This is a genomic window from Rathayibacter sp. AY1B5 (genome assembly GCF_002932795.1).
Lineage (GTDB): Bacteria > Actinomycetota > Actinomycetes > Actinomycetales > Microbacteriaceae > Rathayibacter.
The window spans coordinates 109,293-130,939 of sequence record NZ_PSWM01000006.1 but is presented as its reverse complement, the minus strand read 5'-3'; the positions used below and the strand labels follow the sequence as shown (position 1 = coordinate 130,939).

The window sequence follows — 21,647 nt, the reverse complement described above, 5'->3', positions numbered from 1 at the left end:
GTCAGACTTCTGGGGTATCGCGTTGAGTGTGTCGCTGGGCCAGATCCGTTGCGAGTTGGCGTACTCGTTCGCGGGCTTCGTCGGGGCTGGTGATCTCGATGTGGTCTCCGAACTGAAGCAGCTGGCGCACGGACTCTAGCTCCGGGTAGCGGACGATGACAGTGCGCCAGCCGTCGTCTGCAGGAGAAACCGTATGGATGCGGGCACCGATGATGCGGCGCGCGAGGTCGAGCCGGTTCTCGCGGAGGCGAAACGTGACACTCACTCGTCCTGGTGACTCGGTGCGGTCTCTCAACCCGGCCCAGACCGTTCGGAGCGTCTCGCCGTCGCGCAGTGCCGCGGGCGCGTCGAGCACCTCGTAGCTCGTGATCCGCTCGAGGGAGAACAGCCGACTGTCGGCGTCGACGTCGGCGACGAGGTACCAGCGGCCTGACTTCACGGCGAGTCCGTAGGGGTCGGCTTCGCGCCATGACGGCAGTGTCTCGGCGTTGCGCCGATAGTGGAGCCGGATCCGGCGTCGCGAGCGGAGTGCCTCCGCGAGCTCAGCGACATCGACGGTCGCTTTCGGTTCGACGAACCACGCAGAACTGTCGACGACGATCAGGTCGGCCAGTCGCGCAACGGTGCGCGCCGCGGGCATCGCGGCCACGCGGGCATCGATCTTGCGCACGGCTGCCGCGTGGACAGTAGTCAGTCCCAGTTTCTCGAGCAGCTGCGCGTCCAAGCCGACGACCGACAGTGCTTCCAACTCGCTCGGGTCCAGATGAGAGGCGTTCAATCGCGCCGTGGAGAGCAAGAGGATCCCGCCGTTGCGTCCCCGCTCGGCGTACACCGGAACTCCTGCCGCCGACAGCGCCTCGACATCTCGCAGAATCGTTCGCCGAGAGACCTCGAGCCGTTCAGCGAGCTCTCTCGTGGTGAGCCGCTGACGGGTTTGCAGGAGTAGCAACATCTGCAGTAACCGCGAGGCCTTCATGACAGGCCATCGTCGCAGAAAGATGACAGGTCCTGTCGTCATTACCTGATCGGCTGGTCTCGTACTGATGACGACCACCGACTAGAGGAGTTCTCCATGCCCACACCGAATCTGTTCCTGCTCTACGTCAGCGATGCAGAGGCAGCGACCGCTTTCTACAGCGACCTGTTCGAGATTGCGCCCACCATGACCACCCCGCGCTACGTCGCCTTTGCCATCGCCCCCGGCGTCCTGCTCGCACTCTGGACCGGTCGCAACGAGCACGCGGTCCCGAGCACCCCCCGCACGAGTGAACTCGGTCTGATGGTCCCCGGCACCGCGGCCGCCGTGGATGAAACCTTCGTCGCCTGGACAGCGAAGGGTGTTCACGTCGTCGAGGAGCCGCACGAGGACGTCTTCGGCCGCACATTCGTGGTCGCGGATCCCGACGGCAACCTCATCCGCGTCTCTCCGGTCGACTGAACCGACCACCTTCCCACCTGCTCCACCACGCGGAGGGACGGCTACGCCTCGTGACCGGCCCTCTCCTGGTCGCGTAGCTGATCTACGCAGCGCGGGTCGGAGGTGCGTGGGTGAATGTGCGGTTGTCGCGCAATAGGGCCCAGAGCACGCTGACGCGTCGTCGGGAGAGGGCGAGGAGTGCTTGCGTGTGCTTGTACCCTTCGCCGCGTTTCTTGAGGTAGAAGTCGCGATTCGGTCCCTCGCGGATGATCGAGGTCTGTGCTGAGAGGTAGAGCGAGCGGCGCAGATGTCGGTTGTATCGCTTCGGTCGGTGCATGTTCCCGGTTCGACGTCCGGAGTCACGTGGAACGGGGATCAGCCCGGCCGCGGCAGCAAGGTGGCCGTCGTCGGCATAGTTGTCGAGTGGCCCGGCTGCGTCGCCTCGTGTGGGGATGGTGCAGTGGAACTGCGGACGCCGCGCGTGAAGCGGCCAGTCTCTTCGGTATCGGCTTCGCTACGGGTGTTCTTCAAGTCGACTCGTGTGGGGGAGTCGCCCTTGCCTCCTCGCGTACCCAGAGGGTGCGGAGGATCGCAACGACGTCTTCGAGCGAGACGCCCGCTTCTTCGCTGACCTCGGCGAGAGCGCGGATGCGTTCGATGACCGCTTGCGGCGCCTTGGATGCTCCTGGGGCGACGCGGGTGCCGGCTGCGGTGCGGGTGACGACGAGCCCGTCTTGCTCGAGCGTGCGGTAGGCCTTGGCCGCGGTGGCTTGGGCGATGGCGAAGTCGCGGGCGGTCTGACGCACGGTGGGGAGGCGTTCTCCGTCTCCGAGCCGGCCGGAGCGGATCGCTCCTCGGTACAGCTCCGCGATCTCTTCTGCGGAGCTCGGGCCGGGCGTCGTCATCGCGTCGCACCCATCGTCTCCGAGGCGGCCGCGGGAGCGGGCCGCCGCGCTCCGCGAAGGGCGTCGACAGCGATCCGGAGCGCGAGCGCGACTCCCGCGCCCTGCACCACGTACCCGGTCAAGTTCATCCGCCCCGCGATGGCGCTGTAGCCACCGGTGATGTTCAGCTTCGTGATGGAGGTGTCCTCGGACACCCACTGCTCGTCGAGGCCGACTGCGGACATGCCGGACGTGCCGACGTGCATCAGCACGGCACCGAGCGTCGTGATGAGTCCCGCGAGAAGAATGAGGACGAGCAGGCGTGCGGTTGATTCCCGGTCCGCTGTGACGCTCGGCGCGGTGGAGCGTCCGGCTAGCGGACGGTTCGCCTCCGCTCGCAGCGAGACGACAAGCACGACGCCTGCAACGACCAGGGCGAGGAGCGTCGCGAGGTGATTCGGCCAGCCGGCGCCGGGAACGTAGCCGAGTCCGTTGAAACTCATGTAGATGGGCAGGCTCGTGTAGTCGGGCACCTGCCCGAAGAACGGCCCGCTTCGCGGTGCCGACACGGCGATCGAGATCTGCCAGAGAGCGACGACCACGATCACGGCAGCGACGATCCCCGCGATCCAAAGAAGGGGCTGGGGGGTAAAGGCGCGCCAGGATCGCCGAGGAGCGATGGCACGTTCATTAGGCGCCGGCAGGGGCGTGCGTCGCAGAGCGAAGCCGGCGATCGCGACGACCAGCGTTGCGACGAGCAGGGGTAGCGGGCGCCGCAACCAGCCGTCATAGCCCGATGAGTCCCAGGTGGAGGCGGTGATTCCGCTCGTCACGGACGCCACGACGATCATGAGGACCGACCCCGCCGTTGCCGCCCACAGGAGCGTGGAGCGGCGGCGCCTGATCTGCGGAAGCGAGACGAGACGACGAGGGACGAGCCAGGACAGAGCGAAGAGCGCTAGCCCGAAAGTCAGGGCCATCTCCAGTGGCAGCACACCAACAAGGTTGAGCAGGAACGTCACCAGCATGTCGGCCTCCATCGATAGGCCCGGGGCGGTCCTGCCACCGGTTGTGCCGCGAAACTAGCACAATCTTGTACTGCCTACCCAGTTCAACATGCGCTACTCCGGAAGTGGTGCACTACTCATTCCGCGTGACGAGCCACCGTCGATCCTGTTCCGCAGGGGATCGCTGGCCAGGCGTCCGGTACGGGGTCGCTGAGCAGGAACTTCTCGAGTCCCGCGGTGCCGATGATCGGTGCCGTGTGGCGGTACCGTCGTTGCCCCTTTCGTAGAGGACCTCTGTGATCACCGTCAGCAGGTCAGGGTGAACCTGACGAGCTGGAGACCAACGCTCGTCGCAGTGATGGCAGCGAACGCGATGAGCGACGCCGCCGGACGAGACGGCACTCTGCGTCTCTTGGACAGCATGAGGATGCTGGATGCGCCGAGCGCCCAGGCAGGTGTGCTGAGTGCGGCGATGAGGAGCAGGACGGGTCCGCCTGTCGGAGGCGGTCCAGGGTCATCCATCTCCGCGAAGCCCATCAGCCCGGCGATGAGGATCGCTAGTCCCGAGAACGTCACGATTCCGAGGATCGCTGTGAGGAGGAGGGCGTAGGCGAGCGCGGTCGATGTGAGCGCACGCGCGGTCTTCGCCGCCGCATAGACGGATCCTCCGATAACGACCAGGGCGCCGAGGTACCAGGCTGCTGCGCTCAGCGGGATCTCGCGCGGCCGGCAGTCCGTCATGGCTGGTGAGGCGAGGGTCAGCAAGCTCGCGCCGGCCTGAACGAGAAGCGCGGCGACAACGGTGAGAACAATCGCCGTCGCACCGGCGATCCGCCTCGCGCGCAACCGTGCATCGTTCTGCTGGTCGGTCATGGGCTCGAGGGTAGCTACCCCAGTCGGATAAAGAGGTCTAGTGGAGGCGGCCGCCCTCCATGGGACCGTCAACCATGCGTCCGGTAGGGGATCGTCCAGCGAGACGGATCCAGGCGAGCACCGTGCCCTCGGCGTATGGCCGAGTGCGAAGAGGAGTCTCGTCCACTCACTCCTCGTCAGGTGTCGGAGGGAAGGGGGCCGATGGTTCCATGACGCAGATCCCCGTAGTATGCCGGCGGTTGCCTCGTCTCGAAATCCCGTCCGACCACGGGCGACACCAGGATCACGTGATCGAGGAACTCTTCCTCCCACACGAGGCAGTTGCGGTAGATGTGCCCCCGGACAGGCCCCTCGACGTCGCGTGCAGGCAGCTCCATCGCATCGACGGGAAGGAACAGTGCATTCGTCGACGTCACCGTGATCGTGTGAGCGACGCCCGGCTGCTCTGCTTCAGCCTTGTCGAGCATCAGGTCAACGAGTTGTCGAACGTCGTTTGTCACCTGTCTTCCTTCCGTCGCCTGTCGGTGGATCGTCTGCCGCGCTACTTCAAGGAGCCGCTGGCGAACTCTCGGAGCGCGGCGTCGTAGCGATCTGGGTCTCGGTGATCGTTATTTGTGACGATCAGTGTCGAGCCTGAGACGGCGCGGGTGTATTCGCCGCGGCAGGGGAGGGTGACCACCTTCATCAGGCCGGCCTCCCAGGCGGAGACGAGTGCGCGGACGGAGCGCCGTTCGGGAGTCGCGTCGAGTGGAACGTCATGCGTGTTCGGCTGTGCGGAGCGCTGCTCGGCCTGCCAGGTGAGGAAGGGAGTTCCGAGGGAGTCGTCGCCGAAGCGGTCGTGCCAGCTCGGGCCGAGAACGAGCCCGAGGAGATGTGCGCGCTCGGGTGACCCGTCGGCGGTGTTCGGGAGCTGTTGAAGAAGCGGGCCGGTCTCGATGGCAAGGTGGTCGAGGCATTCCTGCCACAGCTGGGGCCAGGTGCGCTCCCATTCCGCGTCGACGTTCGCTGCCCCGAGCTTTGCGGGCGGCTGCTCGAGCGGCGGCGGGCCGTCGGCTGCTGGGGTGAGTCCCCACGCCTCTCGAACCCAGAGGAGCTCGAGGAGCGCCAGCGGATTGTCCTCGACCGTGATCATCATCTGCGACGGCCAAAAGCCGTCGGAAGTAGGACTGGATGCGCGCATGCGATGAACTCCCCCCAGAGTTGTGAGTTCCGAGCGTGTCAGAGGAATAGCCGGAAGGCCAGAGATCGCCGGTGACCGGTAGTCCGTCCCGTAAGGGGGTTGATCTGCGGGACGCTTTCAGCGGACCGCTCGGAGGGGCTTGGCGTCGTCGTCGCGTGCTGGTGATGCCGCCAGGGTCGACCGCAGGTCTTCTCGTGCTCGTTGGTAGCGGGTGCGTGCGGTGGACGCGGGGACGCCGAGGAGGTGTCCTGCTTCGGTGATGGAGAAGCCGTCCCAGTGAATGAGGCGGACGAGCTCGGCCTGTTCTGGCGCGAGCCTGCCGATCGCATCGCGCACGTCGACTCCTTCGTCGGCTGGGCGTCCTTCGGTGGGAGCGGTCGCCAGGACGCCGCGAAGCCGGCCAGAGAGGTCGGCTCGCCTGTTCTCGGCGCGGTTGCTGTTCGAGAGGACGTTCCGGGCGATGCCGAACAGCCACATCCGCGACTCCTCCGCGGTGCGGGGGAGGGCGCCCACCCGGCGCCATGCGGTGAGCATGACGTCCGCGAGCGCGTCCGCGGCGTCCTCGAGAGGGAGGCGGCGTTGCAGGTACTTGAGAAGGTCAGGCGAGGTGAGGCGCAGAGCCTCGCTGAGTCGTTCTGCCTCGTCGGACTTCTGGCGGGTCACCAGGTCGCTCCGGGGCAGTGGGCCTCGCCGGCGATGCTGAGGTTCGCGGCGTTGACGTCGACGTTCTGCGCAGCGAGTTCGGCGTCGAGAGCGTTGCTGATGATGCGCCCGACGGCGGTCGAATACTCCCGGTCGGCGTTGTAGAACTCGGTGCCGTAGCCGGCCGGCGTGCGGGATCCGTCAGCGTTGATGAAGGATCGGTCCTCGGTACGCAGCTGCGCGATGGTCTCCTCGAGTGCCCCGTCGCTGAGGAGAGCGTCTATGTCGGTCGTCTGGTAGAAGTTCTCGACCACGGCGACGGCCGCCGGATCGGTTCCTTGAACGTCTCCCATGCGCTCCTCACACTGAACACCGCTGGGCAACGAATAGGCGATCGAGGCATCCGGCGTCTCCGCCCACGGCGACCACGCGCCCGTCGCCGCGGCGGCCGCGGTCGCCATACCGCCGAGCAGTACCAGCGACGCCACTCCGGCGACCGCAGGACGCGCCCAGCGGTGACGGTTGACGCGGGCCTCTGCCGCCGCGAGCTGCTGCAGCTCGGCCAGCTCGACAGCGACGTCGGCCGTCACTGTCGACGTGCGGGGGCTGGACTCATCCAGCAGGACGTCCAGGGGGTCTCGGTCAGGGGCGGCAGTCATGACGGGCTCCTTCGAAAGCGGGTTCATCCTGTACATGTCCACCCGACCCGCAAACGTCTGCCGCAGCACGAAATCGGCTCGCCGCCCTCGTCGCGGCGCCGGCGACCACGGCGGCGACCACGCCGGACGTCAGGTCGCGAGGGACGCGGCGAGCTCGGCGGGCGCTCCGGCGGAGCGGGGCTGCCACGACTCGAAGACGCCGTAAGCGATGATCCGCTCCGCGGTCGACAGCAGCGGATTACAGCTCGTCATCGTGATCAAACGATCCGTCGGAACGACGTCGCTCGCCCAGGGGACGGGATCGATGACCTGCACCTCCGAGGGCTGCACGTACTCGAGGTTCCGGAACCGGTACGTGTACCAGCCATCGGCGGTCTCGATGTAGATCGCATCACCCAATTGCAGCTCATCGATGAGGTGCATCCCTCCGCCGGCAGCGGAGCGGTGCGCGGCGATCGCGAAGTTCCCCACCTCGCCGGGCATCTGCGTTCCCGGGTAGTGGCCGATGCTGCCCACGTCGAGCACGTTCTCCGCGTCGACGCCCTCAGCGATTGTGCGCACCCACCCCTCGCCGTACCGGGGGATATAGAGGTTGCCGAACGTTGTGTCCAGAGCCGCGACTGGCGCGATCACTGGGTCACCGGGGACGGAAGGCTCGGCGATCGGCTGGGATGGTGCCTCAGCGGGCGGCGCGTCCTCGCCCCAGCTCTGGCGCAGCTCGGCCGCTTGATCTTCCTGCCGGCCCGCGATCACCGCATCGTTCCACCACAGCTGCCAGGCGAGGAACAGCAGAACGAGCACCCCTGCGGTCATCAGCAGCTCGCCTAGGACGCCGAAGAAGGACAGGCGACGACGAGCCGAACGACGTCGGCGCCGCGACACGTCCACGGATGACGAAGCGGTCATGCGCAGGAGTCTAGGTGTGCCGCTCTCACCCGCATCGGCAGGATCGGCGCAGCGCACGGGGAGAGCAGAGCGAGCGCGCCCGCGAGGAACGCGGTGCCGAGCGCGGGGAACACCTCCTCACCCTAGTTTCCGGAAGAGGCGCGCCCCGGGCCGTGACTTCCTAGGCTGACCCTGTGACCTGGACTAGTCGACCGCGCAGCATCGCACGGGTGACCGCTCGAACCCTCGCCATCACGGCCATCGCTGCCGCGGGCGCGGCCTCGCTGAGCGGGTGCTTCACCACCGCCGAGCGGCCGCCGCTCACTTTCGCGGACCTCGACCGGGCGGCGACCGACGCCGATACGTTCCCGACGCTGCCCCCGCGGGCCTCCTGGTCCGAGATGGACGAGACCAGCTCCCGGCTCGTCGGCCGAGTCGGAGACCGATCGCTGTTCCTGGCGCGCACGAGCGATCCGGAGACGACGTGCCTGACGAGCTTCGCTGACGAGGACACATGGGGCCAGAGCTGCGGGGCCGGCGGGTTCGACAGCGCGATCGGCCGCGACACGGTCCACGTCGTCCCGGACGGCGGGGGAGTCGAAGAGACGTGGACGCCGCTCAGCGAGAACGTCTACGTCGACAGCCCTGGTGTGCGGTGACGACGATCGAAGAGCTTCGACTGGCGCTCGTTCCCGTGTTCGAGGCGATGCTGCACGAGGACGAACGCTCGTCACCTCGGCTGCACTTCGTGCGGCTCGCAGAGTGGCCGGACGGTTCTCCTCTGAGTCCTGCAGATCGCCTCGAGGACGGCAGCGTCGTCGCGCAGTGGGTAGTCCTCGGGGAGACGGGCTCATCGCGAGAGCTTCAGAGCGGCGTCTCCGTGTTCGTCCTCGCTCTGGCCGTGCAGAGCGATCTTCAAGACTTCATCGCGGAGAGCGTCTTCGGGTGGGGACAGCTCAGGGGTACTTAAACGCTCCTGCCACCTTCTGGCACCGGGCGCCTCCGCCGGCAGAGGCGAGCGGCAGGCCACATCGATGAACTATCGAGACCTGGCCGCCTCCTCGATGAACCACTGTCGTCGTACGGTCTGGTCATGGGTGCATTGGTTCGGCGTCGCGTTCGGTGGTGGTGGCTCGCGATCGCGTTGGTTGCTCTCGTCGCTGTGGTCCTTCTCGCCGGTGACCGTTCGGGTAGCTGCGCGGAGTACGTGAACTCGCCAGGCGTGTGCACCAGCGTCAACGAGGATCCCCGTACCTGGGTACTCGTCGGGATCGGCAGCCTGATCGTCCTCGGCGCACTGTATGGAGCGTTTCGGCGCCGGTAGTCGAGCCCTGCAACCGATCATGGCCGCCCGCGAAAGGATCGTGAGCGGGCGATCGGCTCGGTGGCTGAAAGCCTTGAACTCGCGTGCAGCCCACGGTTCTGGACTGCCGCGACGATCAGCCGGACATCGAGCGGCGTCCATACACTGAGGACTTGTGACTGCTGATCGAATCCAGCTCGTGCGCGACGACAAGCTCGCTATCGTCCCCGCCTCCGCCGTCGCGGTGCAGCCGTCAGCGGGCTGCTGATGGCCGGCGGGGCGAGCAGTGCGCTCGCCTGCAACGCTCTCGGCGCGGTGATCCATGACGTCCGATCAGCGATCTGACCACGACGCGTCTCTCGAGCGCGAGCCCGACACGGCTCAGGCTCGCACCGATGCGAACTTCCGCCCGGCCGACCACTTCGACTCCGACGGGTCGATCACGCAGCCGACCCTCGGCTTCACCGGCTGGGTCCGCTGGATGTGGCGCCAGCTCACCAGCATGCGCACCGCGCTGTTCCTGCTGCTGCTGCTCGCGATCGCGGCGGTGCCGGGCTCGCTCGTGCCGCAGCGCTCCTCCGACCCCAACGGCGTCACCCAGTACTTCATCGACAACCCGGACCTCGCGCCGCTGCTCGACAAGGTCCAGGCCTTCGACACCTACACCTCGGCGTGGTTCTCGAGCATCTACCTGCTGCTGTTCGTCTCGCTGATCGGCTGCATCATCCCGCGAACGAAGCACCACTTCCAGGCGATGCGCTCGCGGCCGCCGAAGACGCCGGCCCGTCTGCAACGCCTCGCCGGCTACACCGTCCGAGAAGTTGAGGGCGCCACTGCGGAGGAGGCGATCGAGGGCGCCCACGCGATGCTGCGCCGCGCCGGCTACCGCATCGAGCGGTACAACGACCCTCGCGGCCGCTGGTCGAGCGTGTCCGCTGAGCGCGGCTACCTCCGCGAGACCGGCAACCTTGTCTTCCACTCCGCCCTGGTCGGCATCCTCGTCTCCGTGGGTATCGGCGGCGGATTCGGCTACAGCGGGCAGCGCGTGCTGGTCGAGGGCGGCCAGGGGTTCGCGAACAACCTCGCAGCCTACGACTCGTTCAACCCGGGGCGCTTCTTCGACAGCAGCCAGCTCGACCCGTACCAGCTGAACCTCGACAGCCTTGCCGTCGAGTACGTGACCGAGCCGGGCGAGGCGTTCGGGCAGCCGATCGACTACACCGCGACCGTCACCACCACCCAGCGCGGAGGCAGCAGCGAAGAACGCACCGTCAAGGTCAACGAGCCGCTGGCGATCGGAGGCACGAATGTCTACCTCCTCGGCAACGGCTACGCCCCGACCATCACGGTCCGCGACCCCTCCGGCACGGCGATCTTCACCGACTCGGTGCCCTTCCTCCCGACCAACGCGAACCTCACCTCGGTCGGAGTGGTGAAGGTGACGGACGGCCTTGCTGAGCAGATCGGCATGACCGGCTTCTTCTACCCCACCCAGGACCAGCTCGCGACAGGAGCATCGACGTCCGTCTTCCCGGACCTTCAGTACCCCGTGCTCTCGCTCAACGTGTTCTCGGGCGACCTGGGATTGAACGGCGGAGTGCCGACCTCGGTCTACGAGCTCGCCGTCGACTCTCTGACTCGACTGACCGGCGGCGACACCGGAGTAGCACCATTGACGCTGAAGCCGGGCGAGACCACGAACCTGCCCGACGGATTGGGTACCGTCACCTTCGAGAACGTCGGAGCCGACCCGGACGTCATCGGCACCGATAGCGTCCGCCGCTTCGCGTCCTTCGACATCCACCACGACGCCACCCAGGGCTGGGTGTTGCTCTTCGCGATACTCGTCCTCGCCGGGCTTCTCACGTCACTATTCGTGCCGCGCCGACGAGTCTGGATCAAGGCCACCCCGGCCGAGGACGGCTCGCTGCGCCTCGAGTACGCCGGACTCGCCCGAGGCGAAGATCCACAACTCGTGCGAACGGTTCGAACGGTCGCCGACCGACACGCGCCACTCGACTAGAGCGGGCTGCTCGCTGCCCTAAATCCCAACGACCTCGGGGCGTCTACCCATCGGGCGGTCCTGAGGAAGATGTAGTGCTCACCGTCAGGGCTGTTTTCACGCCTCGGATCTTTGTCCGTTCCGACGTCGTTTGGGCGCCATGGCGCCGGTGTCAGGTCGCTGGCGTGCATCCCGTATAGGGATCGCCCTCCGGGCGGCGGCCCTAGCGAGGATCGAGGCCCTGGAACGTGTTGGGGAAGTTGTCGAGCCAGCGCCATCGGTCGATCGGCCACGTGATCGCGACGGCTCGGCCGGTCACATTATCGATCGGCACGAAGCCCTTGGAGGGCGTGCCCTGTTGGAGGCGGGAGTCGGCGGAGTTCTCCCGGTTGTCGCCCATCACCCAGAGCCCATCGGCAGGCACGGTGACATCGAACGGGATACTCGACGCGGCCGGGGCGTTCTCGCCGTCCTTGATGTACGAGGCCTCATCGAGGGGCTGCCCGTTCACGGTCATCTGCCCCAACGGCGTGCAGCAGACGACGTGATCGCCAGGAAGCCCGATCAGCCGCTTGATGAGGTGATCGTTGGTCTCCTCGGGCGCCAGTCCCACCGCCTGCAGCGTGTTCTCGAACAGCCCGGCGATGGACGTGTCCTCGGTCTGCGGGACGGGCTGAAGCCATCCGCCCGGGTCCTTGAACACGATGACGTCTCCGCGGGAGAGGGGCACGACGTCGGGGACGAGTTCGTTGACGATGATGCGGTCGTCCTGCACCAGCGTGTTGTTCATCGAAGACGACGGGATGTAGAACGACCGCACGAGGAACGTCTTCACCAGGCTGGACACCAGAACCGCTACCAGGACGATGACCACCACGTCTCGCAAGAACAGCAGCGCCCCGTGCCGCCGCCGCTGCGGCCGTCGGCCGGTCAGGGGCACGGACTCGGCCGGCGTCGTCATGCTGAGAAGGCTACGTCCGCCGGTCCTGCTTGAAAGACCACCGAGGTGTGACCGGTACCGATCTGCCGGTGTCGATAAGAGCGAACTGACGCTGAGCCCATGCGCCCGCGGACGCGACGTTGGCACAAAATTTTCGAGCGTCCGCGTTTTCGAGGCCGCCGCGACATGTGCTGTGTAGAGGCGAAATTGGAGGGCCTGCGTTGAATCACTTCACCACTGTCGAACTGGACAGCACCAACCCGTACCCGAGCCTGCCGCCCCAGTGGGGCGAGGAGGCAGTCAAGATCATGCTCGACGCCGAACCCACTCGCGCGGTCCGTCGCAGACGGCGGCTGTGGACGGCATCTGCGCTGGCCGGGCTGGTACTGACGGGCGGGGCCGGCGTCGCAGTCGCCGCTCCACTACTGAATCGTCCGGTGCTTATGGGCGAGGTGATGCCGTACGTCGTGACCGTCGACGGCGAGTCGTGCTCTGCGACGATCCAGGTGCAGCCCGAGGACCCCGCGAACCGGGCGCTCAACACCCCTGAAGGGATGGCCGCGGCCGAACAGGCGCTACGCGGGCTTGATCTGGCCAATCTCGATATCGGATCGGCGCCGGAGTTCATGTTCCCGCCGAACACTCCCAAGCCTGCTGTTCAGCAACGCTGGAGCGGGATCTCATCCGTGGCGTTGCAGCTTGTGATTCAGCAGCTCAAGGACCAGGGCTTCACCGAAGAGGTGTCGATGGCTTCATCGATCGACTGTGGAAGCGAATGATGCGGACCGCTGACGAGCGAGCACGCATCCTTCGCACCGCGATCGAGGACAACGCCGCGGACCTGCTCGCGTACCTGCTCCGGCGTACCTCGAATCACGAGGACGCCGCCGACCTGCTCGCAGAAACCGCGGAGACGGCATGGAAGCGCATCGCGATCATGCCCACCGACCCTGTCCGCGGCCGCATGTGGCTCTTCGTCACTGCCCGCCACAAGCTCGCAAACCATCAGCGGAAAAAAGTCGGGCAGGACCGCCTGACGACGGCCCTCGCGGACGACCTCCGCCAGAACGGTCAACAGCTCCCGATGCCATCCGATGACCAGATTGACGTGCAGAGGGCCGTGCGCTCGTTGCCAGCGAAACTCAGAGAAGTCATCGAACTCGTTCACTGGGATGGATTCACTGTGACCGAAGCGGCGCGAGTTCTCCGCCTGCCGACGTCCACCGCCCGCACCCGCTACGCCGCCGCGATCGTGCTGCTGCGCCAGACGCTCTGTGACCACGACACCGAACAGCTACCGGATCTCGCCGCATCGAGATAGCTGAACCTGCCACCTGCTGGCCGCCCCACTCGGCGCAAGGAGTGCGCAGTGTCGTTCCGTGAAGGGATCGGTCATCGGACACGAGAGTTGATGGATTCGATAGGACGCCCCGCCGACGACCATCGGGCCGTTGGCGGAGCGCCGTCGGCCGCTTCTTGGTAAGGGCGTGATCACGCGCAGCGGGCGCCGGACTGCCGCTGGTTGTGGCGCGCTACCCGTTGATGCCGACCTGCCATTCGGCGTCGAGCTGGCCGAACTCTCCGTCGTAGCAGCGCTTCTCGTCTCCCGAGTCGATGTTGTCGGTGAGGTTCGAGTAGCTGATGATCGGTCCGGACTCGTCCACGCGGAAGAGTTTCAACCCGGCGTCTTCCATGCAGGCTCGATAACGGGCGAATCCGTCGCGGTACTCGCTCTCAGTCACGACACCGTCTGCGAGTGCCTCCGTGAGGGCGGCGGAGGGCTCGGGATCCTCGGCCGGCTTGATCCACGAGGCCCAGAAGGTGTACCGAGTCCGTCCGTCCGCGACCACCGTGATCGTGTGTTCTCCGTCGCCGAAGACCGGCAGGAACGCGCCGCCGTTCGTGGTGCTGCGGGTGTCGCCGTCGCAGTTGATTCCCGGCTTGGCTTCTCCGTCGACTTCCAGATCGAAGCGGCCGCGGTCGACGCAGACGAAGGCGGTCGCGATCTTTGCGGAGGGGTCCGGTGCCGGGCCGAGCTGCACTTCGGTCCGACCCTGCCCGTTGATGACAACGGGCGTTCCGTAGAACGTGGCGTCTCCTTCAGTGAGCGCCTGGGTGACCTCTGCGATGTTCACGGTCGAATCCGGTGCATCACTCTCGAGTGCTGCTGCCGACACGGCGCCGGAAAGGATCCCGGCTGCCACGAACGCGGTGACTGAGACGGCGAGAGTGCGCCGGCTGCGAGGAGCGCGCACCGGCGTGGCGGTGGGTGTTGCGACGAGCATCCGTCGCAGCTCGTGGTCGCGGTCCGACAGACCCGGTTCAGACTTCATGGGTGATTCCTTTCGCAGAGAGAGCGGTGGTGGTGTCGAGTTGCTCGCGCAATCGACTCTTCGCGCGGGAGAGGCGCGACTTGACGGTTCCGACCCGGACGCCCAGCACGTGGGCTGCCTCCTGGTCAGTGAGGTCTTCGAGCACGCAGAGCGTCACTACCTGGCGGTCGAGGAGGGAGAGGCCGCGCAGCGCGGAGGTAGCTTCGCCCTCGTCGGACATATCAGCGGGGTCCTCGTGTGGCTCGGGCGCGGGTAGTCGGCTCAGGGCCGCCTGGTACCGCTTGGACGCCCGGGCGAGGTTGTTCAGCGCGTAGGTGCAGGTGCGCAGCAGCCAGGGCAGCATCGAGCCGTCCACGAAGCGAATCGCCTCTCGCCGGAGCCACGCCTCGAAGAAGGAGACCGCCACAGCGTCATCCGCGTCGGTCCCACCTGGCGCCAGGGCGTGCGCGTGGCGGTAGAGACGTCCACGGTGACGGTCGAAGAGGATCCCGTAGGCATCACCGTCGCCCCCCACGGCTCGGGCCCAGACCTCTTCATCGCTTTGCTCACTCACACTAGGAAGTGTCCGCGACCGTGTAAAACGTTCCCTCGCCGCCGAAAGTTCCTCCGACACCTTCGCCTAGGGCTACGGATGCAGACGCAGCAACCGTCCCGTTGAGGGATCGTTCACCGGTCGCGCCGGCGCGGAAGCAACGTCGGTCCTGTCCCCGGTTGTTCACCGGGCGCTTCTAGTCTCGGCGCCATGTCGATCACGAAGACCGCCCCTCGGTTGAGTCGGAAGGGCGCGTCGATCCTCCTGAGCGTTCTCGCGGCGGCGGCGGGGGTCCTGTTGTTGATTCACGCGGCGGTGCAGGGGATCGGTGCTGCCACCTTCTGGGGCCCCTGCTGGTCTGACGGATACGAGAGCGCTGCGTGCAACTATCTGCAGTACGAGGCGCCGGCACCCGCATTCTTCTTACCGTTCTGGGTCTGGATCGCGGAGGTCCTGGTCGCTCTCGTTGTCGTCGTCGGAAGCATTGCCGCGGAGCGGCGCATCGTCACGGCCGGTCTTGCGCTCGTCGCGGTGCTGGCGTCGAGTCTGCTCTTCGACATGGTTTTCACGCCGATGATCAACGGTGGATACAGCTCGGCCGACGAGCCGCCAGGATTCGGGCTCATCGGCGCCGGCTTCCTCGCGGTCAGTGGGGTGCTGATGCTCCGCGTCGCGATTCCAACCCGACGATCCCTGATCTGACCGTAGGGCGCCGTGGGGGCTGACGCCTGATCGCGAAGGCTCAATAGTTTCGAACCGGGCGGCATGGATTTCCACTCGAGGCCCGTCGCGCGATGATGCGCCTCGCGCCTCGCGCCTCGCGCCTCGCGCCTCGCGCCTCGGGCCCCGGGTGTCAGGTATCAGGTCTCGGGTTGCGATCAAGCGATCGGCGTCCCGTATGGGGATCCTCTACCGAACGGTGCGGGGAGGACGCACGTTGCTCTTACTGGTCGAGCCGTCGAGCGAAGTGATGGGCGGTGATGTCCATCCGTTCGCGCAGGTAGAAGCGATGTGCCTCGAAGCGTTGCACGCCGGAGTCGAGCTCGATCGCGCTGCACCCCAGTTCCCGACCGCGCTCCGCCAGCGCGGTTAGGAGTGCCGCGCCGTGGCCGTGGGATCGCTCGGCGGCGGCGGTGGACAGGTCATCGATGTAGAGCTTCCTGATGGCGCTCGTGTTGACGACTACTCGCCAGCCGGCGACAGCCACGCAGCGATCGTCTTGCAGTAGAGCGGTGAAGCGGAGACCTTGGGGCGCGCCTTCTCGCAGTACCAGCTCGAGCAGTTCGTCAGTGAGATGGGGGCGCAGCTCGCGGAGGACGGGAAGGGCGGTCGCCCACCGCGCGTCGCCGGGCTTTAGATCAATGATCACGGCGAGGAGACTAGCGCTCGCGTCGTCCCGACGGAGCTGGTCTAGTGAGCGTCCGATAGGGGATCGGTCAGCGGGCCGGTGAGCCGGCGGATGCTGCTCTCGGCCGCGCTGTGCGCCTCGGCCGAGAACAGGGCGACATCGGCGGCCCCCGCCGGTCTATCGCGTGCGGCGTCAGCGAAGTCCCCACTTCTCAACCGCACCGCCACAGTAGAGCCACCCGCGCACTGCCCGAGCGTCAGTCGAGCTGGACGCTACTGCGCAGTTCGCTGCCGCTCCACGTCTCGAGCACCCACCGATCAGGTGCGGGCGGAGCGCCCGCTGCTTTCTGTGCTGCTTCTTGGGCCCGCTCCGCAGACTCGTAGACGCCGATGACGTCCGATGTCTCGGCCCAGAAGGCGCTCCGCAGAAGTAGGTAGTGCTCGCCGTCGATGTTGACCCTCACACCTCGGATCGTCGTCGCTCGAAGAACCGCGTGGTTGGTCTGGCATGAAGTAACAGCTTCGTGGCGCGCGTCTCAGCGGTGCAGCGCTACTTCACAGTGGACGGTCTCAGGATCCCGGCGTGGTGCTGAGTGTCGCGACCGGGTCCTGCGGTGAGGGATCTGTGAGGTGGACTGCCCACGCTTCGCCCTGGCTCTCGGACCAGAAAAGGTACATGTCGCATCGGGGGAGCCCGGGAGCGTCGAGGATCACCCTCGCGTTGGCGGGAACGACGTCCGAGTAGACCGTGGGGCGGGCGCCGGCTTGGGCGGCCGGCGCGCACTCTGAGATCAGCTCGGTCACGGAGTCTTGGTTCGACGCGGGAAAGTGCGTCATGAGCTCGGCCCGCGGGTCGTTGGCGGCAAGGTCCTGCACCAGCGTTGCGGCGTACTCGGTGTTGAGACCCTCTCGCGGGTAGTACGGGTCATCCGAGGTGCTGACGAAGGCGACGACGGCCGCCGCCGCGCCCAGAACGACCACTGCAGTTGCTCCCACGATGAGGACTCGAGTGAGTTTGGTGACCATGCGCTGATCCTGCCGTTCAGCTCTCCTCGCAGCAAACTCCCCGTGGTAGAGGCACAGATTGGTTACCCGATGGGCGTCCTGGGGTGCGATCCGTTGTGGGCCGTGTTCCCCTGCTTCCTTAGGCTCTGCTTGTGACTTCGCGGAATCTGCTGCTTCGTGACGCGTTTCCGTGGGAGCTGTTCCCTTGGTTCTCTCTCCTACTGCTGCTCGCTGTCGTCGCGGTCCCGGCGATCCGACTTCGCGATCGTGACCGGTGCCGTGACGCGCAGCTCGTCCTCAACGCCCGACGCGGTTCGGTGACCACCTCGGTGGTCATGGGCGTGATCGGCGCTTGCGCCTCGACTGGCCTCGGCGTGCTGATCATTGCGATGGGGATTCTCGAGGGGTGGGGATTCTTCCTCCTCGCGGCAGGAGCCCTCGTTCAGCCGGCCGTCGCTGTACGGCTCGTCCGAACACCCCTTCAGCCGGAGCCTCCTTCATCGAGGACGAGCGGCGGTGAGGACCGGCCATGAGCCGCCAGGTCAACGCGAAGGCGTCCGACACGATCGCGTCGCTCCTCGCCTTCACCGGTGTCATCGGCGCAGTCGTCACCGTCGTCCTCGCCGGGCTCGGCACGGTGACGAACTGGCTGATCTTCGTCAACTGCGCGGGCAACTACCGCAGCACGTTCCTCGAGGTGCACGACCCGCCCATCGACTGCCTCGCCGGGCCGGCGTGGCCGCTCGCCTGCTGGTTCGCACTCGTCGGAGTGGGCGCGCTCTTCACCTTCTGCACCCTCATCATTGGCGCCTACCGGCCTCGTTGGGCCGTCCCGGTCGGTGCCCTGCTCGCAGCAGTCACTGTGATGGGCGCCGTACTGACCGTGCCGACCGGCGCCTCATAGTTCGTCCCGGCGGGGGATGGCTGAGCGAGTCGCCGTGGTCGGGCGCATCAGTCGGCAGAGACGGGTTCTGTCCGACCGGTCCGGACGACGAGGAGCGCTGCTCCAGCAGCGAAAGTGAGCGCACTGCCCAGGAAACCTGCAGTGGCGGGCATGTTCGGGTGCCGGAGAGTCTGCGGGCCGACCTCGTCTCCGTCGACGTCGTAGGTGCAATCCACTCCGAGGGGCAAGATCGTCACCGATCCGGTGATACGGGTCGTTTCGTGGAACGGTCCGCCTGTTCCCGGGTACGGGCCGCTCTCGCACTGAACGGCTGGAGGCTCACGTCCATCGATGATCCACCCGGCACCGAGCGAGACCAGACCGCCGACGAGGGCCATCAGCATGACGGCGCCGCCGGCTGCGCTCCGAAGTGCTGACCTCATGCGCTCAGCCTACGAAGCAAGCCACGCCTTCCCGTGTTGTGCGGCTAGGTACCCGTATGGGGATCCCTCAGTGAGCTGCTGCGTCCCGGCCGACAGGGCGTCAGGCACGGAGCTCGCGACGCCAGACGACGGCATCCAAAGCGGCGATCACAGCGACTAACCAGCCGCCTGCCTGAGCGAACTCCCCGAAGAAGAGGAACGGACCAGTGCGTTGTGCGGTACTCACTGCTGTCTGATCGTCCTGTGCAGGCGCTGCGCTCGTCGCACGAAGAATACGACTCCTCCAATCGCGAGGGCGGCCCAGGCAAGCGACAGCCACCGCCCGAGGACGGCACTGGCGAGGAACGCGAGAGCCAGGAACGCGCAACAGCATGCGTAGACGACGCAGATCCAGACCTTCGGCAAGTAGTCGGTCATGGCCACACCCTAGCCAGACCCCAGTCGGCTGGTCCTCGCTATTGGCGCGTCCCGCATGGGGATCTCTCAGCGAATCGCTGTAATCCGTGCGACCGGACGTCAGAAACGACGTTCGCGGCGCCAGAGGATGGCACCCGATGCGGCGATCACAGCACCGGCTACGGCGATCAACCAGCCGACCGCCTGGCCCGTCGTCACGACGCCGATGCCGCAGAGTGTGATGAAGACGCCACCTCCGGTGATGAGTTGGACCTGGGTGAATATCACACCCACTGCTTACCAGAGCGCACGAGGTCGCGCTCGCTCTAGCGGGAGCCGGGCGAGGCGCTGTCCCGTAGGGGGATCGGTGACCAAGCGATCCACCGCCTCGGTGTGGCCACCTATGCGACGACCCCGACTCCGGAGCTGCGGCGCTCCATCAGGAGCGCGGTCTCATGCGCCGTCGCGACGCCGCTGTCGCCGCCGCACGAGAACGATTCCGGCATTCACGACGAACAACGTCAGGCAGGAAATTGCGCCACTCGCGCCGTTGAGGTCCGTCGTGAACTCGAGGACCGTGAACGCGATGGCAGCGGCGAGGTAAACGCACGCGGCGATGGTGAACACGCGAATCTGTACTGGGTCGTTTCGCCGCTCCCCGTCACTGCTCATGAATGAGACCTTCCCACACCTACTCGTTGGAGAGCGTGACGAGATCCCGAGCTCCGAGCCACGGGAACTGCGTACCGATAGGGGATCGCTGGGCGGTCAAGGCTGCGCCGACATGAGTCCGCTAGGCGCGGCGGCTACGGATGGTCGTCTCGGTTCACGGTTGTGGACGGGCTGCGGTTCGCGGTGCAGGCTGTGGCCATGACCGAGGACTCGCGCACGAGCTTGCTATATTCCGCTGAGGTCGCAGACCGCGCTCTTGCAAGCTTCACGACGGAGATGATCGCCTACACGGGCTTGGACACCGAGACGCTGCTGCTCAGTATGCAGCGGGACGTTCGCCGCAATGGTGTTCCAGATGATGTCGGGCTGTGGGACGACTGGGTTCGTCACCTCTGGGAGGCTTCCGGGTTCTCTCATGACTCAGCGGCGTGGGACCTGCGCGAGGACTTCTTCGAGACCACCGTCAGAGCGGAGGGGCGCGATTATCAGGTGCGCTCACGAGGCGGCAGGGATTCTGATTGGCCGGCCGATGCCACCGTTCTCTCATTTGAAGGGGGCCAACCCGAGGGTTTCTACTACGACGCGATCGTGAGGTGCCTACGCGCCTGGCTCGATCAGAATCCCGACAGTGAAGACAAGACAGTCCTGCTGGCGTTGACATCGAACTGGAACGCCTACTGACCTCCAGAGGGCGTCGATGACCCGGGAGTGCAGCCGTCGCGACCCGCGTTGCCCATCGCCAACGGATTCGTCGCATCTCGCAGACGTTTCATGTCGGTTCTCATCGTTCTAGCGGGTGTCCCGTATGGGGATCGTCCAGTGCTTCGGTTCCCACAGGGCACGGCCGGTCTGCCCGATAGACGGAGGATTCCGCTCTGGCCTGCGTCAGGAGGCGTCGCTGTCGCTGGTCGAGGTGTCGATCGAGTCGAGAGTGACAACCATGACCGGCTGCATCCAGCGCGTTTGAACGGCTCGAGCGTCGTCCACTGCGCTGCGGACGAGCGTGAAGTGGACAGACCCTGATGCGAAGTCGGCTTCGGGGTCGACAGAGATTGGCGACGACTGAAGCGACAGGACGGCTTGAACAGCACGGCCCGACGAGAGTCGAACCATTCGGGGGAGCAGCCCGTCGATCAGGAACAATCCTTGTGCGACCACCTGCTCCCGCCACGATACGTTGGCGGCCGGAAGGTTCGAGCGTAAGTGGATGCTGTTTACCCAACTTTCCACCCCCCAAGCATCGGACGGCGGTGCCGTCCGGAGGCGAGAGACGGCATAGGCCCGAAGTACAACCGAGTCACCTGAACGAGCGAACCCGCGTTCGATGAGCGGTCGGAGTGCGGGATCGTCGTCGACCGCCGTGACCGTCGACGGCACGCTCAATCGCATCTCGTCGTTCAACCAGCGCTCCACGGCTCAACTCTGGCATGCAGTGACGTTGCGCATCGTCCCGTAAGGGGATGGTCAGCCGGTCACTTGTAACGGCGTTCTTTCCATAGCGCTTAGGTTCACTTCTCCCAGGTAAACAGAAGCTCCCCGCCGCTCTGGATCGCGGCCGTGATGAGGAGGGTGAGTCCCGTTGCAACGAACACGGCTGGCACGAGCCAGGTCCAGCCAAGCGCTCGAGATCCTGAGCGCAACAGCCAGCAGCCCTGGGCGACGCAGCCGAGAGCGGCGATGCCGACGCAGACGACACCTGACCATCGAGCGAAGGCGGTCATCTGCGCGCCGAACGCCGCGCCGCCCCAGACGATCACCATGGCAACGACGGCTAGACCGACCGACGAGAGCCAGAGCACGAGCGCAGCGAACTCGAGCCAGTCACTCGGCGGCGGCTCCTGATCGGGGGGCTTTTGATCGAACTGTCCGCGATAGTGCTCGACCAGAGGGAGCAATTGCAAGACTTCCCGAGGAAGGTCGCGGCAGGGCAGAGCGAGGAAGTCGGGCAGATCGCGGTCGTGAAGGCCTGCCCCTGCCAGCAGGCGCGCGGCCCTGTCTCGTTCGAAGTCCGAGGTCTCGCCGTCTAGAGCGAGACCCCAGCGTCCTGCTTGGTCGGGGGCACTGAGCTCGCGGTACTTCGCGATCAGCGCCAGTCTGGCCATCGTGTCCGAGGGGGAGCGACGTACTTGCCCTCGCAAGAGATCGAGAGCGGCCGCTCGGCGACCCTCCTGCCACAGCAGGTCAGCGCGCTCGACCGTCGCCGCTTCGTCCATGCGCTCATCGTCGCATCTCGCTCTCGCTCGG

30 protein-coding genes and 1 pseudogene are annotated in these 21,647 nt (G+C 66.3%); 10 read left to right on the top strand and 21 right to left on the bottom strand.

What is annotated here, in order from left to right; all coding sequences use genetic code 11:
* Position 1 precedes the first annotated feature (1 nt).
* Positions 2 to 976: a YafY family protein gene (locus C5D44_RS06310; protein WP_104281152.1), complete on the bottom strand. Its 975-nt coding sequence runs from the start codon at positions 974 to 976 to the stop codon at positions 2 to 4.
* A 96-nt stretch (positions 977 to 1,072) separates the two neighbouring features.
* Here C5D44_RS06310 and C5D44_RS06305 point away from each other — a divergent pair, with 96 nt between their 5' ends.
* Complete coding sequence (locus tag C5D44_RS06305; protein WP_104281151.1) at positions 1,073 to 1,438, top strand: VOC family protein; 366 nt, start codon at positions 1,073 to 1,075, stop codon at positions 1,436 to 1,438.
* Between the two features lie 82 nt (positions 1,439 to 1,520).
* Here the strand turns inward: C5D44_RS06305 and C5D44_RS06300 are convergent.
* The 9 genes and pseudogenes from C5D44_RS06300 to C5D44_RS06260 form a co-directional block, all read right to left on the bottom strand.
* Positions 1,521 to 1,847: pseudogene (locus C5D44_RS06300) on the bottom strand (transposase); the annotation flags it as partial.
* Positions 1,848 to 1,944: 97 nt separating this feature from the next.
* Complete coding sequence (locus tag C5D44_RS06295; RefSeq protein WP_104281150.1) at positions 1,945 to 2,322, bottom strand: GntR family transcriptional regulator; 378 nt, start codon at positions 2,320 to 2,322, stop codon at positions 1,945 to 1,947.
* Positions 2,319 to 3,329 carry a hypothetical protein gene (locus tag C5D44_RS06290; RefSeq protein WP_146087996.1) on the bottom strand — a complete coding sequence of 337 codons (1,011 nt, stop codon included), beginning with the start codon at positions 3,327 to 3,329 and terminating at the stop codon, positions 2,319 to 2,321. The genes C5D44_RS06295 and C5D44_RS06290 overlap by 4 nt, the downstream gene beginning before the upstream one ends.
* Positions 3,330 to 3,614: 285 nt before the next feature.
* Positions 3,615 to 4,181, bottom strand: a complete 567-nt coding sequence (locus C5D44_RS06285; RefSeq protein WP_104281148.1) for a hypothetical protein — start codon at positions 4,179 to 4,181, stop codon at positions 3,615 to 3,617.
* A gap of 176 nt (positions 4,182 to 4,357) precedes the next feature.
* A complete protein-coding gene (locus C5D44_RS06280; protein ID WP_104281147.1) occupies positions 4,358 to 4,681 on the bottom strand; it encodes a hypothetical protein in 324 nt (107 codons plus the stop codon).
* Positions 4,682 to 4,722: 41 nt separating this feature from the next.
* A complete protein-coding gene (locus C5D44_RS06275; protein WP_104308773.1) occupies positions 4,723 to 5,361 on the bottom strand; it encodes a hypothetical protein in 639 nt (212 codons plus the stop codon).
* A gap of 117 nt (positions 5,362 to 5,478) precedes the next feature.
* Positions 5,479 to 6,024: an RNA polymerase sigma factor gene (locus C5D44_RS06270; protein ID WP_104281145.1), complete on the bottom strand. Its 546-nt coding sequence runs from the start codon at positions 6,022 to 6,024 to the stop codon at positions 5,479 to 5,481.
* Complete coding sequence (locus C5D44_RS06265) at positions 6,021 to 6,731, bottom strand: hypothetical protein (RefSeq protein WP_104281144.1); 711 nt, start codon at positions 6,729 to 6,731, stop codon at positions 6,021 to 6,023. The genes C5D44_RS06270 and C5D44_RS06265 overlap by 4 nt, the downstream gene beginning before the upstream one ends.
* Positions 6,732 to 6,791: 60 nt before the next feature.
* Positions 6,792 to 7,568 (bottom strand): class E sortase, encoded by a 777-nt coding sequence (locus C5D44_RS06260; RefSeq protein WP_104281143.1) that lies wholly within the window; start codon positions 7,566 to 7,568, stop codon positions 6,792 to 6,794.
* A gap of 209 nt (positions 7,569 to 7,777) precedes the next feature.
* Here C5D44_RS06260 and C5D44_RS06255 point away from each other — a divergent pair, with 209 nt between their 5' ends.
* The 3 genes from C5D44_RS06255 (at position 7,778) to C5D44_RS06245 (ending at position 10,873) form a co-directional block, all read left to right on the top strand.
* Complete coding sequence (locus C5D44_RS06255) at positions 7,778 to 8,206, top strand: hypothetical protein (protein ID WP_104281142.1); 429 nt, start codon at positions 7,778 to 7,780, stop codon at positions 8,204 to 8,206.
* Positions 8,203 to 8,517: a hypothetical protein gene (locus tag C5D44_RS06250; protein ID WP_104281141.1), complete on the top strand. Its 315-nt coding sequence runs from the start codon at positions 8,203 to 8,205 to the stop codon at positions 8,515 to 8,517. The genes C5D44_RS06255 and C5D44_RS06250 overlap by 4 nt, the downstream gene beginning before the upstream one ends.
* A gap of 655 nt (positions 8,518 to 9,172) precedes the next feature.
* Positions 9,173 to 10,873, top strand: coding sequence for a cytochrome c biogenesis protein ResB (locus tag C5D44_RS06245; RefSeq protein WP_104281140.1), 1,701 nt, complete (start codon positions 9,173 to 9,175; stop codon positions 10,871 to 10,873).
* 202 nt (positions 10,874 to 11,075) lie between these two features.
* On the opposite strand, the gene lepB is transcribed toward C5D44_RS06245, so the two are convergent.
* Positions 11,076 to 11,813 (bottom strand): signal peptidase I, encoded by a 738-nt coding sequence (gene lepB, locus C5D44_RS06240; protein ID WP_104281139.1) that lies wholly within the window; start codon positions 11,811 to 11,813, stop codon positions 11,076 to 11,078.
* 200 nt (positions 11,814 to 12,013) lie between these two features.
* Between lepB and C5D44_RS06235 the strand changes: the two genes are divergently transcribed.
* A complete protein-coding gene (locus C5D44_RS06235) occupies positions 12,014 to 12,571 on the top strand; it encodes a hypothetical protein (RefSeq protein ID WP_104281138.1) in 558 nt (185 codons plus the stop codon).
* Entirely contained in the window at positions 12,568 to 13,113 is a 546-nt protein-coding gene (locus C5D44_RS06230; RefSeq protein ID WP_219814333.1) for an RNA polymerase sigma factor, read from the top strand. The genes C5D44_RS06235 and C5D44_RS06230 overlap by 4 nt, the downstream gene beginning before the upstream one ends.
* A 211-nt stretch (positions 13,114 to 13,324) precedes the next feature.
* Here the strand turns inward: C5D44_RS06230 and C5D44_RS17685 are convergent, their stop codons facing one another.
* Together C5D44_RS17685 and C5D44_RS06220 are read right to left on the bottom strand one after the other, a co-directional pair.
* A complete protein-coding gene (locus C5D44_RS17685; protein ID WP_146079438.1) occupies positions 13,325 to 14,125 on the bottom strand; it encodes a hypothetical protein in 801 nt (266 codons plus the stop codon).
* A complete protein-coding gene (locus C5D44_RS06220; RefSeq protein WP_258067894.1) occupies positions 14,115 to 14,678 on the bottom strand; it encodes an RNA polymerase sigma factor in 564 nt (187 codons plus the stop codon). The genes C5D44_RS17685 and C5D44_RS06220 overlap by 11 nt, the downstream gene beginning before the upstream one ends.
* 189 nt (positions 14,679 to 14,867) lie before the next feature.
* On the opposite strand from C5D44_RS06220, the gene C5D44_RS06215 reads away from it, so the two are divergent.
* Positions 14,868 to 15,359 (top strand): hypothetical protein, encoded by a 492-nt coding sequence (locus tag C5D44_RS06215; protein ID WP_104281136.1) that lies wholly within the window; start codon positions 14,868 to 14,870, stop codon positions 15,357 to 15,359.
* A gap of 241 nt (positions 15,360 to 15,600) precedes the next feature.
* Here C5D44_RS06215 and C5D44_RS06210 read toward each other — a convergent pair whose 3' ends face one another.
* The 3 genes from C5D44_RS06210 to C5D44_RS06200 form a co-directional block, all read right to left on the bottom strand.
* Positions 15,601 to 16,026 carry a GNAT family N-acetyltransferase gene (locus C5D44_RS06210; RefSeq protein WP_104250070.1) on the bottom strand — a complete coding sequence of 142 codons (426 nt, stop codon included), beginning with the start codon at positions 16,024 to 16,026 and terminating at the stop codon, positions 15,601 to 15,603.
* A 235-nt stretch (positions 16,027 to 16,261) separates the two neighbouring features.
* Positions 16,262 to 16,468 (bottom strand): hypothetical protein, encoded by a 207-nt coding sequence (locus C5D44_RS06205; RefSeq protein ID WP_104248288.1) that lies wholly within the window; start codon positions 16,466 to 16,468, stop codon positions 16,262 to 16,264.
* Positions 16,469 to 16,574: 106 nt separating this feature from the next.
* Positions 16,575 to 17,030, bottom strand: coding sequence for a hypothetical protein (locus tag C5D44_RS06200; protein WP_104281135.1), 456 nt, complete (start codon positions 17,028 to 17,030; stop codon positions 16,575 to 16,577).
* Between the two features lie 131 nt (positions 17,031 to 17,161).
* Between C5D44_RS06200 and C5D44_RS17680 the strand changes: the two genes are divergently transcribed.
* Positions 17,162 to 17,542: a hypothetical protein gene (locus C5D44_RS17680; protein ID WP_146087995.1), complete on the top strand. Its 381-nt coding sequence runs from the start codon at positions 17,162 to 17,164 to the stop codon at positions 17,540 to 17,542.
* Positions 17,539 to 17,913, top strand: coding sequence for a hypothetical protein (locus tag C5D44_RS06195; protein ID WP_104281134.1), 375 nt, complete (start codon positions 17,539 to 17,541; stop codon positions 17,911 to 17,913). The genes C5D44_RS17680 and C5D44_RS06195 overlap by 4 nt, the downstream gene beginning before the upstream one ends.
* Before the next feature lie 644 nt (positions 17,914 to 18,557).
* Here the strand turns inward: C5D44_RS06195 and C5D44_RS06190 are convergent.
* The 3 genes from C5D44_RS06190 to C5D44_RS17675 form a co-directional block, all read right to left on the bottom strand.
* Complete coding sequence (locus tag C5D44_RS06190) at positions 18,558 to 18,752, bottom strand: hypothetical protein (protein ID WP_146087994.1); 195 nt, start codon at positions 18,750 to 18,752, stop codon at positions 18,558 to 18,560.
* A gap of 99 nt (positions 18,753 to 18,851) precedes the next feature.
* Positions 18,852 to 19,019, bottom strand: a complete 168-nt coding sequence (locus tag C5D44_RS17970) for a hypothetical protein (protein WP_181118459.1) — start codon at positions 19,017 to 19,019, stop codon at positions 18,852 to 18,854.
* A gap of 165 nt (positions 19,020 to 19,184) precedes the next feature.
* A complete protein-coding gene (locus C5D44_RS17675) occupies positions 19,185 to 19,403 on the bottom strand; it encodes a hypothetical protein (RefSeq protein ID WP_146087993.1) in 219 nt (72 codons plus the stop codon).
* A gap of 198 nt (positions 19,404 to 19,601) precedes the next feature.
* Here C5D44_RS17675 and C5D44_RS06185 point away from each other — a divergent pair, with 198 nt between their 5' ends.
* Positions 19,602 to 20,084, top strand: coding sequence for a hypothetical protein (locus tag C5D44_RS06185; RefSeq protein WP_146087992.1), 483 nt, complete (start codon positions 19,602 to 19,604; stop codon positions 20,082 to 20,084).
* Positions 20,085 to 20,288: 204 nt separating this feature from the next.
* On the opposite strand, the gene C5D44_RS17670 is transcribed toward C5D44_RS06185, so the two are convergent.
* Positions 20,289 to 20,816, bottom strand: a complete 528-nt coding sequence (locus C5D44_RS17670) for a hypothetical protein (protein WP_146087991.1) — start codon at positions 20,814 to 20,816, stop codon at positions 20,289 to 20,291.
* 95 nt (positions 20,817 to 20,911) lie between these two features.
* Positions 20,912 to 21,616 carry a tetratricopeptide repeat-containing protein gene (locus tag C5D44_RS06175; RefSeq protein ID WP_104281130.1) on the bottom strand — a complete coding sequence of 235 codons (705 nt, stop codon included), beginning with the start codon at positions 21,614 to 21,616 and terminating at the stop codon, positions 20,912 to 20,914.
* Positions 21,617 to 21,647 lie beyond the last annotated feature (31 nt).